Genomic DNA, 16,129 nt, shown 5'->3' with positions numbered 1-16,129 from the left:
ACGTGCGCGCTTGTCGGGCTACTGCAGCAGCGGGTTGTACAGCAGGGAGTTGCGCTGCGCCGAACACTCGGTGGCGATCTTGATGTCCTGCGCGATGAGGCCCTCGTCGCGGAGCCGGTACATGGCGGAGACCATCCGGTCGCGGACGTTGTCCGGGGACAGTGTGTTGACGAAGATCTTGGTGCCACCCTCGAATCCGGCGAGCGTCGATACGCGCCACTTGATGTTCACCCGCCACGGCATCGGCAGGTCGAGATCGACGGGGCGGTGGTGCCACTCCTCGTTGACGGGCACGTCCGCTCCGGTGGCCGCGTGGCAGGCGTGGATGAGATCGCTCATGCCGCGGATCTCGTCGTTGGACTGCAGCCACGGCTCCGGGACGGCGGAGCGGGAGTAGATCGTCAGGGTGGGGTAGCGGTGGCCGAACCCGGCGTGGACCACGGCGTGCTCGTTCTCCGCGATGATGAGGTTGCGGTATCCGGCGTAGTCCACGCCCCACTCGTTGTAGATGTTGTGGTTCGTGCGCAGTCGCGCGATCTCCAGCTCGGACTGGACGGAGCGGGCGTCGATGGCCACCAGCTGCTTGTGCAGATGATCGAAGGAGGCGCCGGCCGGGGCCAGCCAGTTCTGGAAGGCGGCCACGTAGGGGGCGTAGCGGTTGCGTTGGTACAGGTCGTCGATGCCGTCGATGGTGAACAGCGTGAAGGCGAAATGCTCCTCGGGGGTCAGTGTGCCGGAGGAGGCGAGCTGGTTGTCGTGGGTGGCGTCGTCGGTGAAGTGGCGCCGCGCGATGATGACGTCGTGTCCGCCGCCGAAGTAAGCGGGCGCGTAGGTGAGCAGCTCCTCCACCGGCACATCCGCCGATTTGCCCCCGGCGGTGAGTCGCGTGCGCACGATGTCGAGGACGTGCTCCAGGCCCTCCGGATCGCTCAGGTAGGTCTCCATGCGGGCCACGGTCTCGGGGTCCATGACGTAGCCGTAGTTCTTCACCCAGTAGTCGTAGGAGATGATCTCGAAGAGATTGGGCACGCGGCGGAACTCGGGCACGGTGTCGTCGAGCTGCTGGGGGAGCAGGCCGTTGATGATGTGCCAGTCGGCACCCTCGCGGACCATGCGGGACTTCTCCGGCGGGGTGGCCAACGGGGTGGCCGCGCAGAAGGCGCAACGGTGGTCCCTGTCGTGGGGGCCGAGCGGTGCCGGGTCGACGGCGGGCTTGGACAGGGGCCGGTTCCCGCGTCCCGGCACGGTCCACACCTCGGTTCCGGAGAACGGGTTGACCTGCTTGATCGTGCCGTCGGCCATGATGGTGATGGGATCGCGGTGCGCGTTGGCGGGGATGTTCATACCAACCAGGTTATTGGCTAGTCTGTGCTCATGCCTGCGATCCAGTTCGACGTCCTCATTCCCGACACCGCCGCCCCCGAACTCCAGGGGGTCTTCGAGAACGCCATGCGTCGGCTTGTCGACGCCGGGAAGCTCAGCGCCGCCGAGGTCACCCACGACCACGCCCCGGCCCTCTACGAGGGTGTGGAGGAGGGGCTGCGGCAGGACCGCGATGATCTCCACGACGCGCAGGTCCACCGCTACCTCATCCGCGTCGAGGGGCAGACCGGGTCGCTCAACCAGCTGGCCATGGTCCTCTCGCGCTTCCTCACCCCGCAGGCCGACCTGCCCGGCGACGCCGTCCTCCTCGAGCAGGAGGAGAACTACGAGGTCGACGCGACCTACCCCTGGGCGGTCGAGATCCGCAGGTAGTCGGCCGCGATGCGGGCGCCGGCGTCGAAAAGCTGCTTCTCGACGTCCCCCGGCTCACCCATCGCCACGGCGATGACGTCCTCGCCCGGGTCGATGTCGAGTCGCCCCGCGGCGATGGCCAGCGTGGCGTCGGTGCCGGCCACCAGGTCGGCGATGGTGCCCACGACCTTGCCCGTCAGCGACTGCTCGTCGTAGGCGCCTTCTCCCGTGATGACGAGCTGCGCGGTGGGGATGGACTCGTTGAGGCCGAGCGCGTCGGCCACCAGCGGCGCGCCGGGCAGGATGTGGATGTGGTCGGCCGAGCCGTGGAGCATCGTCGACAGCCAGTACAGGCCGACGGGCACGGCGCCGGCGGCCCCGAAGCCGGGGGTGTGGGGATCGATGCCGAGGGTCTCGGCGGCGTGGGTGAGGGCGGCGTCGAGAAGCGTGACGTCCTCGGCGGACGCGCCCTTCTGTGGCGCGAAGACGGTCGCGGCCTCGGGGACGGTGGCGCGGACGTCGGTGAGCAGGACCCATTCCACGGCGGCCGCGGGGATGTTGAGCTGCGCGGTGTCGATGGACTCCAGCGCGGACAACGCGCCGCCGCCCTTGGGCAGGGAGTAGCCGGCGGCGTCGAGGGGGGTGGCGCCGAGGGCCACGAGGATGCCGGTGCCGGCGTCGGAGGTGGCGGACCCGCCCAGGCACAGGACGATGCGGGTGGCGCCGCGGGTCTGGGCGTCGGCGATGAGGACTCCGGTGCCGTAGGTGTCGCCGGTGAGTGGGACGGGGTTGTCCGCGACGGCGGGCAGCCCGGAGGCGGCGGCGATGTCGATGTAGGCGGTCGAGCCGTCGAAGACGTAGGAGGCCTCCGTGAGGCGTCCGGCGGCGTCGGTGGTGGGCAGGGTGATGGTCTCGCCGTCGAAGGTGGCGGCGGTTCCTTCACCCCCGTCGGCCATCGGGGCGAGTGTGATCTCGGCGTCGCGGATGACGGAGCGGACGCCCTCCCCGAGCAGGCGCGCAGCCTGTTCGGCGGTGGCGGTGCCCTTGTAGGAGTCGGGGGCGATGATGATATGGACCATGGCAACACATCCTAGGGGGTAGGGTGAGTGACGCATTCAACTCGTCAGTGACTTGCATGAATGGCGTCTCGCGTGAAAACTGTTAGCCGTTAGAAAAGCCACCCCCGGCAGCCCGCGACTGCGGGCCGGAAAGGACTCGTATGTCTATCGACGAGCAGGTCTCCTCCTACTACAACATGCTCCTCAAGCGGAATGCAGGAGAACCGGAGTTCCACCAGGCAGTCGCAGAAGTGCTCGCCTCCCTCAAGATCGTCCTGGAGAAGGACCCGCACTACGCGGACTACGGTCTCATCCAGCGCCTCTGCGAGCCGGAGCGCCAGCTCATCTTCCGCGTGCCGTGGATCGACGACAACGGGGTGGTACAGGTCAACCGCGGTTTCCGCGTCCAGTTCAACTCCGCCCTCGGCCCCTACAAGGGCGGCCTGCGCTTCCACCCGTCCGTGAACCTGGGCATCATCAAGTTCCTCGGTTTCGAGCAGATCTTCAAGAACTCCCTCACCGGCCTGCCCATCGGCGGCGGCAAGGGTGGCTCCGACTTCGACCCGAAGGGCAAGTCCGAGCTCGAGGTCATGCGCTTCTGCCAGTCCTTCATGACGGAGCTGCACAACCACATCGGCGAGTACAAGGACGTCCCCGCCGGTGACATCGGCGTCGGTGGCCGCGAGGTCGGCTTCCTCTTCGGCCAGTACCGTCGCCTCGCCGGCCAGCACGAGTCCGGTGTCCTCACCGGTAAGGGCCTCGCCTGGGGCGGTTCCCTGGTGCGCACCGAGGCGACCGGCTACGGCTGTGTCTACCTCACCCAGGAGATGATGCGTGCCCACGGTGCCGACATGTCCGGCGCCAAGGTCATCGTCTCCGGCTCCGGCAACGTGGCCATCTACGCCGCGCAGAAGGCGCAGGAGCTGGGCGCCACCGTCATCGGTGTCTCCGACTCCTCCGGCTGGGTCCACACCCCCAACGGCGTCGACGTCGAGCTGCTCCGCGACATCAAGGAGAACCGCCGCGAGCGCATCAACTGCTACGCGGAGGAGGCCGACGGCGCCACCTTCCACGCCGACGGCACCATCTGGAGCCTCGAGGCCGACGTCGCCCTCCCGTGCGCGACCCAGAACGAGCTCAACGGCGATCACGCCCGCACCCTGGCAGACAACGGTGTCCGCTTCGTCGCCGAGGGCGCCAACATGCCCTCCACCCCGGAGGCCATCGAGGTCTTCCGTGAGAAGGGCATCCACTTCGCCCCGGGCAAGGCCGCCAACGCCGGCGGCGTGGCCACCTCCGCCCTGGAGATGCAGCAGAACGCCTCCCGCGACTCCTGGTCCTTCGAGTACACCGACCAGCGCCTGCACAAGATCATGTCCAAGATCTTCCGCACCATGTCGCGTACGGCCGAGGAGTACGGCCGCGAGGGTGACTACGTCACCGGTGCCAACATCGCCGGCTTCAAGAAGACCGCCGACGCGATGCTCGCCCAGGGTGTCATCTAGACCCTGAGCCCCGACTGGCCCTGCCGCACCACACTTTGGGCGGCAGGGCCAGTAACGTTGGACCCATGTATAGAGTCTTCGAAGCCCTGGACGAGCTCAACCAGACCGTGGAGCAGGCCTACGGCGTGCCCATGACCTCCAACTGCATGGTGCCGCGCCACGACACCCTCGCGCTGCTCGACGATCTGCGCAACGCCCTCCCCGTGGAGATCGACGATGCGCAGGACGTCCTGGACAAGCAGGAGGAGATCCTCCGCGGCGCCGAGGACCGGGCCCGCGAGATGATCGCCGAGGCCGAGGCGCAGGCCCACGAGATCGTCACCCGCGCGCAGGCCGACGCCGACCACATGGTCGACGACGCCCAGCACCGGGCGACCACCATGGTGGCCAAGGCCGAGGATGACGTCGACCACATGATCAGCTCGGCGCGCCGGGAGGCCGAGGACACCGTCCACCGCGCCCAGAACGAGGCCGACCGTCTCATCCAGGACGGCAACGACTCCTACCGCCGCAGCGTCGACGAGGGCCTCGCGGAGCAGCAGCGCCTGGTCTCCGAGGCGGAGGTCGTGCGCCGCGCGAACGAGGAGGCCCACCGCATCGTCGACACCGCGCATGCCGATTCCGAGCGCCTGCGCGTCGAGGCGGACGAGTTCGTCGACGGCAAGCTCGCCGAGTTCGAGGGCTCCCTTTCGGAGGTGCTGCGCACTGTCACGCGCGACCGGCAGGCGTTGCGACGGGGCGCAGGTGTGTCCCGCCGCCGACCTGAGTAGGCTGTCACCCGCTATGACTTCACCTTTTGTGTTTAATGTCGCGCGCCTCGCGGATTTCGAGCAGCGCACCCAGACCGGCCCCGCCCCCACGCGTATCGGGCCGGAGATGATCGGTATCGCCGAGGGCGCGGAGGTCACCGTCGACGCGACGCTCACCCAGCTCGGTGGGGGAGTGCTTGTCGACGCCACCGTCACCGGCCAGCTCAGCGGCCAGTGCGTCCGGTGCCTCCGTGACCTCAACCCCCCGCTCGAGCTGCGGGTCCAGCAGGTCTACTCCGGCTCGGATGACTTCGTCACCGGCGAAGAGGACGACGAGGGCCAGGTGGATGAGCTGCCGGAGATTGTCGGCGACGAGATCGACCTGCTCCAGGCCGTCATCGACGAGGCCGGCCTGACCCTGCCCTTCAACCCGACCTGTGAGGGCGGCTGCGCGGACTCCGAGACGCCGGCCCCGGACGGCGTGTCCGGCGAGTACGAGCCCGTCGACCCGCGCTGGGCCGACCTGGAGAAGTTCCTGTGAGTCGCAAGCGCCACCGTCCCAGCGGGGAGGAGGCGCTCGCGGCGGCCTTCGCCGCGGTCGACCACACCCCGCTTCTCGACGCCCTCGGGGTCACCCTTCCCGACGCTCTCCTGCGCCACGCGCTGACGCACCGCAGCTTCGCCAACGAGAACGGCAACCTGGCCAACAACGAGCGCCTCGAGTTCCTCGGCGACGCCGTGCTCGGGCTGTCCGTGGCGCATCAGCTCTATGCGCAGTACCCCTCGCGCCCGGAGTCGGACATCTCCAAGATGCGGGCCTCCATCGTCTCGCGTTTCGGCCTGGCCGACATCGCCCGGGAGATCGGCCTCGGCGCGCACATCCTGCTGGGCAAGGGGGAGCTGGTCACCGAGGGCCGCACCAAGGACTCCATCCTCGCCGACACCACCGAGGCCCTGTTCGGGGCGATCTACCTGGAGCACGGTTTCGAGACCGCCCGGGAAGTCATCCTGCGGCTGTTCGCGGCGAAGATCGACCAGGCGTCGGCAAGCAACATCCACCGGGACTGGAAGACGACGCTGCAGGAGCGCGTCGCGGAGCTGAAGTACCCGATGCCGGTGTACGGGGCGACGTCGACCGGCCCGGAGCATGATCTGACGTTCGCCGCGACGGTCACCGTCAACGAGCACGTGCTGGGCACCGGCGTCGGCGGCAGCAAGAAGTTCGCCGAGCAGGAGGCCGCCCGCCAGGCCTACCTGCTGCTGCGGGAGAATCCGCGTGCCGGAGCTGCCTGAAGTCGAGGTGGTGCGCCGCGGGCTGGAGGCGCACGTGCTCGGTGGGGTGTTCGAGGACGTCGAGGTCCTGCACCCGCGCGCCAACCGGGGGCAGGACGCGCCGCTGGCGGACCTGCTCGTCGGGGCCCGGGTGGAGGCGTTGCGACGCCGGGGGAAGTACCTGTGGCTCGATCTGGGCGAGGACGCGCTCTACGTCCACCTCGGCATGAGCGGGCAGATGCTCATCGGCCCGACGACTTCTCCGCACGTGCGGATCCGGGCGGACGTGTCGGGGCGGGAACTCAACTTCGTCGACCAGCGCACCTTCGGCCGCTGGCTGTACACGCCGCAGGTCGGCGGCGTGCCGGTGCCGGTGGCGCACATCGCGCGAGACCCGCTGGAGGCGGATTTCGATCCCGTGGCGGTGGCGCGGCTCATCCGTCGCAAACGCTCGGCGATCAAGGCGGTGCTGCTCAACCAGGAAGTGGTCAGCGGGATAGGCAACATCTACGCCGATGAGGCCCTGTGGCAGGCAGGAATCGCCCCGACGCGGCGCGCCTCCTCGCTGCTGCAGCGCGAGGCCCTGCTGCTTCTCGACGCCGCCGCCGACGTCATGCGCCGCGCCCTCGCCGAGGGCGGTACGTCCTTCGACTCGCTCTACGTCAACGTCAACGGCGAGTCGGGCTACTTCTCGCGTTCCCTCAACGCTTACGGCCGGGAGGGGGAGCCGTGCCGGCGCTGCGGGACGCCGCTGCGGCGGATCGTGGTGGGCGGGCGTTCCTCGCACTTCTGCCCGGAGTGCCAGCGTTAGAGCCGGAGCACGGCGGCCACCGCGGCGCGCACGTGCGCGGTTGTGTCTGTGTCAGCATCCGCGCGTGCGAGGTGGAGGAATGCCAACCCGTGGGCGAGCCCCCAGAGGCCGGTGCACAGTTCGGGCGTGGACCGCGCGGGGAAGAGCCTGCTGAGGGCCTGTTCGAGGAGGGCGTGGAGGCGGTCAGCACTGCCGTTGCCGCTGCCGCACCCGTCGGCGAACATGAGGCGGAACACCGCGGGGCGGCGCCGGGCGAATTCAACGTAGGTGACCCCGAGCTCGGCCATCACCTCGACGGGGTCGGCGCTGTCCGGGGCGGCGTCGAGCGTGGCGCTCAAGGCCCCGTGCAGATCGGTGAAGCCTTCGCCGGCGACGGCGGTGTCGAGGGCTTCGCGGTCGGGGAAGTGCCGGTAGGGGGCGGTGGGGGAGACACCCGTGCGGCGCGCCACTGCGCGCAGGGAGTAGTTCTCGCCCTCTTCGAGCATGTCGACGGCCGCCCTGATCAGCGCCGCACGCAGGTCCCCGTGGTGGTAGGGCTTCGCGGATGTTGACACTGCTTACTCTCTTCTCTAGCCTGATGTGAACACTGATAACATACCGCGTCCGGCGCGAGAGGGAACAACCCATGACCCAGACCATCCTCGGAGCAAGTGGCCAGATCGCCGTCGAACTCGCCCACGAACTGCACCGCCACCACACCACCGACCTCCGGTTGGTCAGCCGCTCTCCGCGCGCTCTCCACCCCACGGATGAGGTCGTCGCCGCCGACCTGCTCGACGCCGCGCAGGCGCGAAACGCCGTCGCCGGCAGCGAGATCGTCTACTTCACCGCCGGCCTGCCCCCGAAGACCGAACTGTGGGAGCAGCAGTTCCCCACCATGCTCCGCAACAGCCTCGACGCCGCCCGCGCGGCTGGCGCCGCCTTCGCCTACTTCGACAACACGTACATGTACCCCCAGGATGACCGCGTCCAGACGGAGGACACGCCCTTCGCGCCCGTCGGCAGGAAGGGCCGCGTCCGCGCCGAGATGGCGGACATGGTGCTCGCGGAGATGGAGCGCGGCGCGATTCCCGTCCTCATCGCCCGCGCCCCCGAGTTCTATGGACCGGGCCGCACGCAGAGCTTCACCAACACCCTCGTCATCGATCGCCTCCGCGCCGGGAAGAGGGCGCTGGTCCCCGTGAGCGCGGACCGTCGTCGTTCCCTCATCTGGACGCCGGACGCGAGCCGGGCCCTGGCCGTGCTCGGCAATTCTCCCGACGCCTACGGGCAGACCTGGCACCTGCCGGTCGACGACGTCCGGCCGACGTACCGGGAGATCGTGGAGGCCTTTACCGCCGACGGCCAGCTCACCGTCGTGCCGGCCTGGGCATTCCGGGCCCTGGGCCTGGTCTCGCCGGAGGCACGCGAGATCCGCGAGCTGCTGCCGCGCTACGGCCACGACAACCTCTTCGATGACTCCCAGTTCCGCGCACGTTTCCCCGATTTCCGGGTGAACTCGATCCGGGAGGGCCTCGACGCTCTGGCCCGCGAGGCGTAACAATTCGGTCCCTAATTGTGTCCTGAGACACATCGGGGGCTACCTTAAGGGAATGGACCAACTCGAATCCTTCGTCACAGGGACGATCAATGACAATCTCTGGGCCGTCGTACCGTGGGTGCTGATCGCAGCCGGTGTGTACTTCGGAATCCGCACCATCCTCGTGCAGATCCGCATGGTTCCGGACATGTTCAAGGCCGTCATGGAGAAGCCGGGCAGCCCCGGCAAGGACCATGACGAGGAGTACGGCGGCATCTCCGCCTTCCAGGCCTTCACCATCTCCGCGGCCTCCCGCGTCGGCACCGGCAACGTCGCCGGCGTGGCCGTGGCGATCACCCTGGGTGGCCCAGGTGCCGTCTTCTGGATGTGGATGATCGCCATCATCGGCGGCGCCACCTCCTTCATCGAGTCGACGCTGGCGCAGCTGTGGAAGACCAAGGACGCCGAAGGTAACTACCACGGCGGTCCCGCGTACTACATGACCCGCGGCCTCAACGCGAAGTGGCTGGCGGTCATCTTCGCCGTCTTCATCTCCATCACCTACGGCTTCGTCTACAACGCGATCCAGACCAACTCCATCGTCGAGGCCGTCGGCGGCTCCCTCGAGCGCGACGACACCGGCTTCAAGATGGTCGTCGGCGGCATCCTCGCCCTGTTCACCGCCATGATCATCTTCGGCGGCGTGCGTCGTATCGCCAACGCCACGCAGATCATCGTGCCGTTCATGGCGGTCGCCTACATCATCGTCGCCGTCATCGTGCTCGCCCTGCGCATCGAGGAGGTGCCGGGGGTCATCGCGGACATCGTCGGCCACGCCCTGGGCCTCAAGGAGATCGTCGGCGCGACCGTCGGCGCCGCCTTCATGAACGGCATGCGCCGCGGCCTGTTCTCCAACGAGGCCGGCATGGGCTCCGCCCCCAACGCCGCCGCCACCGCCACTGTCTCCCACCCGGTGAAGCAGGGCCTCGTGCAGACTCTGGGCGTGTATTTCGACACCCTGGTGGTCTGTTCCATCACCGCTTTCATCATCCTGCTGGGCACCCAGGACATCGCCTACGGAGAGAGCATCCAGGGTGCGGCGCTCACCCAGACCGCCCTGGCCAGCGAGGTCGGCGCGTGGGGCACCCACTTCGTCACCTTCATCCTCTTCTTCCTGGCGTTCTCCTCCATCCTGGGCAACTACTACCTGGCCCAGACGAACATCGAGTACCTCACCAAGTCGAACCTGGTCCTCAACATCTACCGTGTGGTCGTCATCGGCTTCGTGTTCTTCGGTGCGGTCGGCTCCCTCCCGCTCGTGTGGGCACTGGGCGACACCTTCGCCGCCACCATGGTGTTCATCAACCTCATCGCGATCGTCCCGCTCGGCGGCGTGGCCATCAAGCTGCTCAAGAACTACGGTGAGCAGCGCCGGAAGGGCCTCGACCCGGTCTTCCACCGCGACATGCTGCCCGAGCTGAAGAACGTCGAGTACTGGGACGGTTCCGACCCGGTCACCCGCCGTTCCCTCGAGGACCGCGTGTGAAGCGCCTCGTAGCGCTCGTTGACGGCCACGTGCAGGGCGTCGGCTTCCGCTGGTGGGTCCGCGGGGAGGCCACGGAGCTCGGGCTCGCCGGCTCCGCGGAGAACCTCGCCGACGGACGCGTCCGCGTGATCCTGGAAGGGTCCGACGATGCGGTCGGCGAGATGCTCGCCCGCCTCGAGGAACAGCCCTCCGCTTATCGACGCCCCGGTCACGTCGACACCGTCTCCCATCAATGGGAGGAACCTCGCGGGGACTCCGGTTTCCAGGTGTTAACCTGACCGGGTGCACCTGAAATCACTGACGCTGCGGGGATTCAAGTCCTTCGCGTCAGCGACGACCCTGAAATTCGAGCCCGGCATCTGTGCCGTCGTCGGGCCGAACGGGTCGGGTAAATCCAATGTCGTCGACGCCCTGGCGTGGGTCATGGGCGAGCAGGGCGCGAAGACCCTGCGCGGCGGCAAGATGCAGGACGTCATTTTCGCGGGCGCCGGCGACCGTAAGCCGCTGGGTCGCGCGGAGGTGACGCTGACCATCGACAACTCCGACGGCGCGCTGCCGATCGACTACACCGAGGTGTCCATCACCCGGCGGATGTTCCGTGACGGCGCGGGCGAGTACGAGATCAACGGGTCCCGCGCCCGTCTCATGGACATTCAGGAGCTGCTCTCCGATTCCGGCATCGGCCGGGAGATGCACGTCATCGTCGGGCAGGGGCGCCTGGCACAGATCCTCGAGTCCCGTCCGGAGGAGCGCCGCGCCTTCATCGAGGAGGCGGCCGGGGTGCTCAAGCACCGGCGTCGCAAAGAAAAGGCGCAGCGCAAACTTCTCGGGATGCAGGCCAACCTCGACCGGCTGCAGGATCTCACCGATGAACTTGGCAAGCAGCTGAAGCCGCTGGCCCGGCAGGCGGAGGCGGCGCAGCGCGCGCAGACCGTGCAGGCCACGCTCCGCGATGCCCGCCTCCGCCTGGCGGGGGAGCGGGTCCACCGCCTGCGTAGGGAATTCGAGGACGCTGACCGCCGCGCGCGCCTGCTCGCCGAGCAGGTGGAGGAGCTCACCGAGCTGCTCGAGGAGGCCAGCGGGGAGCAGCTGGAGATCGAGGCCGAGCTCGAGGTGCTCGTGCCGCAGGCCGAGGCCGCGCAGCAGCTGTGGTTCACCCTCTCGACACTGGCGGAGCGTGTTTCCGCGACAGCTCGTATCGCAGCTGAGCGGGCCTCGCACGCCGACGTCGTCGCCTACCACGGCGTGGACCCGCAGGCCCTGGAACTGCGTGCGGAGCAGGCCGACGAGGAGCTCGCCGCGCTCACCGAGGCCGTGGAGATCGCCGCCGAGAGGCTCGAATCCATCCGTGATGAGGTCTTCGAGCGGGAGGAGGCACGTCGCGAAGCGGAGGCCGAGCACATGGCGCAGGTCCGGGCGATCGCGGACCGTCGGGAAGGTGTCGTGCGCCTTCTCGCTGCAGAGGAGTCCCTCGCCGGGCAGGTGGCGTCCGCGGAGCAGGAGATCGCACGCCAGGCGGAGACGCTCGCCGAGACCCTGGGACGCACGCAGGCTGCGCAGGCCGAGGCTGCGGAGGCGGAGGAGCACATCCGCGATCTGCGCGCCGCCCGCGCCCCCCTCGACGACGCGCACGTGCGCGCCGCCAGCGAGGCCGGGGCCGCCGACAAGCGCCTGGACCAGCTGCGCGATGAGCAGAGGCAGCGGGAGCGGGCGGTGTACTCGCTGGAGTCGCGCATCGAGACCCTGCGGCAGAACGTGCCCGTCGCCGCCGTCGATCTCGACTGGCCCGGGCTGGCCACCCTGCTGCGCACCCGGCACGCGGCGGCTGTGTCCGCCGCCCTCGGCGCGCACGCGGAGGCGCTGGTGGGTGAGGTGGATGAGGGCGTCGTCGAGAAGCTCGCGGGGGCCTCGCGCACCGTCCTCGTCGACGCGCAGCACCAGGGTGAGACCTGGCGTCTCGACGCCGACCTCCCGCCGGGCACGAGCTGGCTGCTCGACCACATCGACGCCGACGCCCGCCTCGCGCGCACCCTCAACCGCCTGCTCGCCGACGTCGTGTTCGCCCCCGACCTGGGGGCCGCCCGCGCGGTCGTGCACGAGGATCCGCGCCTGCGCGCCGTCACGCCCGCCGGCGTCCTCGTCGGCGAGGGCTGGATCCAGGCTGGTCAGGGGGCCGTGTCCCCGGTCGAGGTGAGCGCCCAGATCGCCGACGCCGACAGCGAGCTTATCGACGCCCGCGCCATCCTCGATCAACTCTCCGGCACCCTCGAGGGTGCCCGCATCGCCGCCGAGGAATCACGGGTCGACGCCGCCGCCACCAAGGCCGCCCTGCGCGATCATGACCAGGCCCTCGCCGCGTGGGAGCGCGACCTGCAGCGGCTGCAGAAGCAGTACGAGGCCAACCGCGCCGAGCACCAGCGGGCCGCCGAACGGGCCACGGGTGCCGACGCCCGCCTCGCCGACCTCCGCGACCAGCTCGACGAAGCCCGCGACCGGCTCTCCCGCGTCGAGGACACCGACGCCCCGGAAGAGCCCTCGACCCTGGCCCGCGATGAAGCCAACACCGCCCTCGCGCAGGTCAAGGCGATGGAGATGGAGGCCACCCTCGCCCTGCGCACCGCCGAAGAGCGCGCCGGGCAGGCCGCCGGCAAGAGTGATGCGCTGCGTCGGCAGGCCGCGCACGAACGGCAGGCGAAGGCGCGCCACGACGAGGCCATGACAAAGCGCCGGGAGGCGGCGGAGCTGGCGGGCGTCGTGAAGAAGGGCGCGCTCGACGTGGCAGCTCGGGTGGCAGATGCGACGGAGAGGGCGGCGTCGGAACGCGACGAGTTCGCGCGCCGGCGCACCGAACTGAGCGCGCACCTGGCCCGCGCGAAAGACAAGGTCAACGCCGTGCGCCAGCAGCTGGGCAGGCTCACCGACAACGCCCACTCCGGCGACATTGCGCGCACGCAGGCGCAGGTGCGCATCGACGAGGCCGAAGCCAAAATCGTCGAGCAGCTCGGCCTGTCCATCACCGATCTGCTGGCCGACTACACCCCGGACGAGGACTTCGACCGCCCGGCCGAGGAAAAACGCCTGGCGCAGGCGGAGAAGGACCTCCGCGCACTGGGCAAGGTCAACCCGCTGGCGCTGGAGGAGTTCAAGGCCCTCGAGGAGCGCTATGAGTTCCTGTCGACTCAGCTTGATGATGTCATCCGCGCCCGCCAGGACCTCGCCGGTGTCATCGACGAGGTCGACGCCCGGATCCTGCAGCTGTTCACCGACGCCTGGCACGACGTGGAGGAGCAGTTCCCGAAAGTGTTCCAGACCCTGTTCCCGGGTGGCGAGGGCCGCCTCGTGCTCACCGACCCCGACGACATGCTCGCCACCGGCATCGAAGTCGAGGCACGCCCCCCGGGCAAGCGGGTGAAGCGACTGTCGCTGCTCTCGGGTGGCGAGAAATCCCTCACCGCCCTGGCCATGCTCGTCGCCATCTTCAAGGCGCGCCCCAGCCCGTTCTACGTCATGGACGAGGTCGAGGCCGCGCTCGACGACGTCAACCTCCGCCGCCTCATCGCCCTCTTCGAGGACCTCCGGCAGGACTCACAGCTCATCGTTATTACCCACCAGAAGCCGACGATGGACGTGGCCAATGTCCTGTACGGCGTCACGATGCGTGGCGACGGCGTCACCCGCGTCCTCAGCCAGCGCATGAGCCCGGTGTCCGCCTGATCCCAAGTCTGTGGATGGGTCAGCAACCGCGCACGTGCGCGCATGCGGGGTGAGGGCGGGGGGTTGGGGATGGGTCAGCAACCGCGCACGTGCGCGCATGCGGGGTGAGGGCGGGGGGTTGGGGATGGGTCAGCAACCGCGCACGTGCGCGCATGCGGGGGGAGGGCGGGTCTTCTGGTGCTGGGGGTGTCCAGTAGCGCGCAGCTACGGGAATTGCTCGTACCAGCGTGAATATTCGGCCGCGTGCTGACACTATGGACACCATGAACATCACTTACCTCATTATTGGCATCGCAGTAGTTCTGATTCTGCTGCTCATCGTCCTGGTCATCGTGGGACTCAACCGCAAGAAGTCCAAGACCGTCAGCTTCGAGAAGGTTGAAGAGGCGCCGAAGGAACTCACGCAGCAGGAGAAGTCCGGTAACTATCAGGCTGCCGGCGGCTTCAACTTCGCACCCGCCAAGACGGAGGAGAAGGAGCCCGAGCTGCTCGAGGGACAGCTTCTGTCGGAGTCTGTCCAGCGCGACAACCTTGCTGAGGCAGCGGAAGCACAGGAGCTGAAGTACGTCGACGAGCAGGAGCCGGTATCGATTGCTGAGCCTGTCGCTCCCGAGCCCGCTGAGCCCGAGTTCGTCGCCCCCGAGCCTGCCGCGGTTGAGACCGAAACCGTGGAGGAGATCGAGTCTGACATCGCTCCCGAGCCTGCCGCGGTTGAGACCGAAACCGTGGAGGAGATCGACACCGACATCGCTCCCGAGCCGGCTGTGGCTGAGGCCGAAGTTGAAACCGTGGAGGAGATCGACACCGACATTGCCCCCGAGCCGGAGTTCATCGCTCCCGAAGCTGCCGAGCCTGAGCTCGAAGCAGAACCCGAGGATCTTCCTCCGCATGAGGCACCGGTAATCCCGGAGCCGGTCGAGATCGCCGAGCCCCTGGAGCACCAGGAGTCCACCTTCTCCCTGGACGGTGCCGCGCAGGCGTCTGACTACAGCCCGGCCGTCGCTGAGCCGGTGGCTGAGAGGCTCGAGGAGTTGGCTGAGGAGCCGGAGCTCAAGCTGGAGTCTCAGGAAGAAGTGGCGCAGGAGGACGCAACCCAGGAGCTCGTCGAGGAGCAGGAGCGGGTTGAAGAGGAGGCCACCGAGGCTGCCGCTGCGGCGTCGGTGACGGCCGAGGCTGCGGAGGCGGCACTCGAGCAGACTCCGGTGCCTACCACGGTCCCGGCGGAGGCTCCCGCGCCCGCTGAGGTGGAGGACATTGCACCGGCGGCAGGTCGTATCGGGCGTCTGCGCGGTCGGCTGTCGCGTTCGCAGAACGTCATCGGCCAGGGCGTGCTGGGCATCCTCACGGCGGGTGACCTCGATGAGGACGCCTGGGAGGAGATCGAGGACACGCTGCTCATGGCGGACCTGGGCACCACGGTGACCATGAACGTCGTGGACTCGCTGCGGGACAAGATCGCCGAGCGCGGTGTGTCCAGTGAGGCGGAGGCCCGCACCATGCTGCGTGAGACCCTCATCGAGGCGTGTCACCCGGAGATGGATCGTGCGATCCGGGCGATGCCGTACCAGGGCAAGCCGGCGGTCATTCTCATCGTCGGTGTCAACGGCACGGGCAAGACCACGACGACCGGCAAGCTGGCGCGCGTGCTCGTGTCCATGGGGCACAAGGTGCTCCTCGGGGCCGCGGATACCTTCCGTGCGGCGGCCGCTGACCAGCTGGAGACGTGGGGCCGACGGGTCGGGGCCACGACGGTGCGGGGTGCGGAGGGCGCGGATCCCGCGTCGGTCGCCTTCGATGCCGTGGCCAAGGGTGTGGAGGAGCAGGCGGATGTCGTGCTCGTCGATACCGCGGGTCGTCTGCACACGGCGACGGGTCTCATGGATCAGTTGGGCAAGGTGAAGCGGGTCGTCGAGAAGAAGGCGGTCGTCGATGAGGTCATCCTCGTGCTCGACGCGACCGTCGGGCAGAACGGTCTGACGCAGGCGCGGGTGTTCCGGGATGTCGTGGACATCACGGGCGTGGCGCTGACCAAGCTGGACGGTACCGCCAAGGGCGGCATCGTCTTCCAGGTGCAGGAGGAGCTGGGTGTGCCGGTCAAGCTCGTCGGCCTGGGCGAGGGTGCGGATGACCTGGCGCCCTTCGAGGTCGAGGGCTTCGTGGATGCTCTGCTGGGTACGAAGTAGGCGTCGATAAGCAGTCAAGGGGCCCTCGGGCCCCTTTT

At 68.7% G+C, this 16,129-nt stretch carries 14 protein-coding genes; 11 read left to right on the top strand and 3 right to left on the bottom strand.

Annotated features, from left to right (window positions below; all coding sequences use genetic code 11):
- Nucleotides 1-18: 18 nt before the first annotated feature.
- Nucleotides 19-1,344 (bottom strand): DUF4921 family protein, encoded by a 1,326-nt coding sequence (locus ACFPUZ_RS01285; protein ID WP_376999099.1) that lies wholly within the window; start codon nt 1,342-1,344, stop codon nt 19-21.
- Nucleotides 1,345-1,374: 30 nt separating this feature from the next.
- Between ACFPUZ_RS01285 and ACFPUZ_RS01280 the strand changes: the two genes are divergently transcribed.
- A complete protein-coding gene (locus ACFPUZ_RS01280; RefSeq protein ID WP_376999097.1) occupies nt 1,375-1,755 on the top strand; it encodes a hypothetical protein in 381 nt (126 codons plus the stop codon).
- Here ACFPUZ_RS01280 and ACFPUZ_RS01275 read toward each other — a convergent pair.
- Nucleotides 1,725-2,813, bottom strand: coding sequence for a glycerate kinase (locus tag ACFPUZ_RS01275; protein ID WP_376999095.1), 1,089 nt, complete (start codon nt 2,811-2,813; stop codon nt 1,725-1,727). The genes ACFPUZ_RS01280 and ACFPUZ_RS01275 overlap by 31 nt on opposite strands.
- A 140-nt stretch (nt 2,814-2,953) precedes the next feature.
- Between ACFPUZ_RS01275 and gdhA the strand changes: the two genes are divergently transcribed.
- The 5 genes from gdhA to mutM all read left to right on the top strand — a co-directional run bounded on the left by gdhA (nt 2,954) and on the right by mutM (nt 7,129).
- Complete coding sequence (gene gdhA / locus ACFPUZ_RS01270) at nt 2,954-4,297, top strand: NADP-specific glutamate dehydrogenase (protein ID WP_376999093.1); 1,344 nt, start codon at nt 2,954-2,956, stop codon at nt 4,295-4,297.
- Between the two features lie 65 nt (nt 4,298-4,362).
- Nucleotides 4,363-5,067, top strand: a complete 705-nt coding sequence (locus ACFPUZ_RS01265; RefSeq protein ID WP_376999091.1) for a DivIVA domain-containing protein — start codon at nt 4,363-4,365, stop codon at nt 5,065-5,067.
- A gap of 13 nt (nt 5,068-5,080) precedes the next feature.
- On the top strand, nt 5,081-5,587 hold the full coding sequence (locus ACFPUZ_RS01260) for a YceD family protein (RefSeq protein WP_376999090.1): 507 nt from the start codon (nt 5,081-5,083) through the stop codon (nt 5,585-5,587).
- A complete protein-coding gene (rnc, locus tag ACFPUZ_RS01255) occupies nt 5,584-6,339 on the top strand; it encodes a ribonuclease III (RefSeq protein WP_376999088.1) in 756 nt (251 codons plus the stop codon). Before ACFPUZ_RS01260 ends, rnc begins: the two co-directional genes overlap by 4 nt.
- Nucleotides 6,323-7,129 (top strand): bifunctional DNA-formamidopyrimidine glycosylase/DNA-(apurinic or apyrimidinic site) lyase, encoded by an 807-nt coding sequence (gene mutM / locus ACFPUZ_RS01250; protein ID WP_376999086.1) that lies wholly within the window; start codon nt 6,323-6,325, stop codon nt 7,127-7,129. Before rnc ends, mutM begins: the two co-directional genes overlap by 17 nt.
- Here mutM and ACFPUZ_RS01245 read toward each other — a convergent pair.
- Nucleotides 7,126-7,683 (bottom strand): TetR/AcrR family transcriptional regulator, encoded by a 558-nt coding sequence (locus ACFPUZ_RS01245; protein WP_376999084.1) that lies wholly within the window; start codon nt 7,681-7,683, stop codon nt 7,126-7,128. The two genes, mutM and ACFPUZ_RS01245, sit on opposite strands and share 4 nt — an antisense overlap.
- A gap of 71 nt (nt 7,684-7,754) precedes the next feature.
- Here ACFPUZ_RS01245 and ACFPUZ_RS01240 point away from each other — a divergent pair, with 71 nt between their 5' ends.
- The 5 genes from ACFPUZ_RS01240 (at nt 7,755) to ftsY (ending at nt 16,091) form a co-directional block, all read left to right on the top strand.
- A complete protein-coding gene (locus ACFPUZ_RS01240; protein ID WP_376999082.1) occupies nt 7,755-8,669 on the top strand; it encodes an NAD-dependent epimerase/dehydratase family protein in 915 nt (304 codons plus the stop codon).
- Between the two features lie 52 nt (nt 8,670-8,721).
- A complete protein-coding gene (locus ACFPUZ_RS01235; RefSeq protein WP_376999080.1) occupies nt 8,722-10,194 on the top strand; it encodes an alanine/glycine:cation symporter family protein in 1,473 nt (490 codons plus the stop codon).
- Nucleotides 10,191-10,472, top strand: a complete 282-nt coding sequence (locus ACFPUZ_RS01230; RefSeq protein ID WP_376999078.1) for an acylphosphatase — start codon at nt 10,191-10,193, stop codon at nt 10,470-10,472. The genes ACFPUZ_RS01235 and ACFPUZ_RS01230 overlap by 4 nt, the downstream gene beginning before the upstream one ends.
- A gap of 4 nt (nt 10,473-10,476) precedes the next feature.
- Nucleotides 10,477-13,908 carry a chromosome segregation protein SMC gene (gene smc, locus ACFPUZ_RS01225; protein ID WP_376999076.1) on the top strand — a complete coding sequence of 1,144 codons (3,432 nt, stop codon included), beginning with the start codon at nt 10,477-10,479 and terminating at the stop codon, nt 13,906-13,908.
- Nucleotides 13,909-14,162: 254 nt separating this feature from the next.
- Nucleotides 14,163-16,091, top strand: a complete 1,929-nt coding sequence (ftsY, locus tag ACFPUZ_RS01220; protein WP_417291728.1) for a signal recognition particle-docking protein FtsY — start codon at nt 14,163-14,165, stop codon at nt 16,089-16,091.
- Nucleotides 16,092-16,129 lie beyond the last annotated feature (38 nt).

The sequence above is a fragment of the Corynebacterium nasicanis genome (genome assembly GCF_042658165.1).
In the GTDB taxonomy this organism is placed as follows: domain Bacteria; phylum Actinomycetota; class Actinomycetes; order Mycobacteriales; family Mycobacteriaceae; genus Corynebacterium; species Corynebacterium nasicanis.
This window is presented reverse-complemented; position numbering and strand designations above follow the sequence as displayed.

Coding starts and splice junctions, on each gene's coding strand:
- ACFPUZ_RS01285 (WP_376999099.1), bottom strand. CDS start 1,344: ATGAACATCCCCGCCAACGCGCACCGCGATCCCATCACCATCATGGCC.
- ACFPUZ_RS01280 (WP_376999097.1), top strand. CDS start 1,375: ATGCCTGCGATCCAGTTCGACGTCCTCATTCCCGACACCGCCGCCCCC.
- ACFPUZ_RS01275 (WP_376999095.1), bottom strand. CDS start 2,813: ATGGTCCATATCATCATCGCCCCCGACTCCTACAAGGGCACCGCCACC.
- gdhA (WP_376999093.1), top strand. CDS start 2,954: ATGTCTATCGACGAGCAGGTCTCCTCCTACTACAACATGCTCCTCAAG.
- ACFPUZ_RS01265 (WP_376999091.1), top strand. CDS start 4,363: ATGTATAGAGTCTTCGAAGCCCTGGACGAGCTCAACCAGACCGTGGAG.
- ACFPUZ_RS01260 (WP_376999090.1), top strand. CDS start 5,081: ATGACTTCACCTTTTGTGTTTAATGTCGCGCGCCTCGCGGATTTCGAG.
- ACFPUZ_RS01240 (WP_376999082.1), top strand. CDS start 7,755: ATGACCCAGACCATCCTCGGAGCAAGTGGCCAGATCGCCGTCGAACTC.
- ACFPUZ_RS01235 (WP_376999080.1), top strand. CDS start 8,722: ATGGACCAACTCGAATCCTTCGTCACAGGGACGATCAATGACAATCTC.
- ftsY (WP_417291728.1), top strand. CDS start 14,163: ATGGACACCATGAACATCACTTACCTCATTATTGGCATCGCAGTAGTT.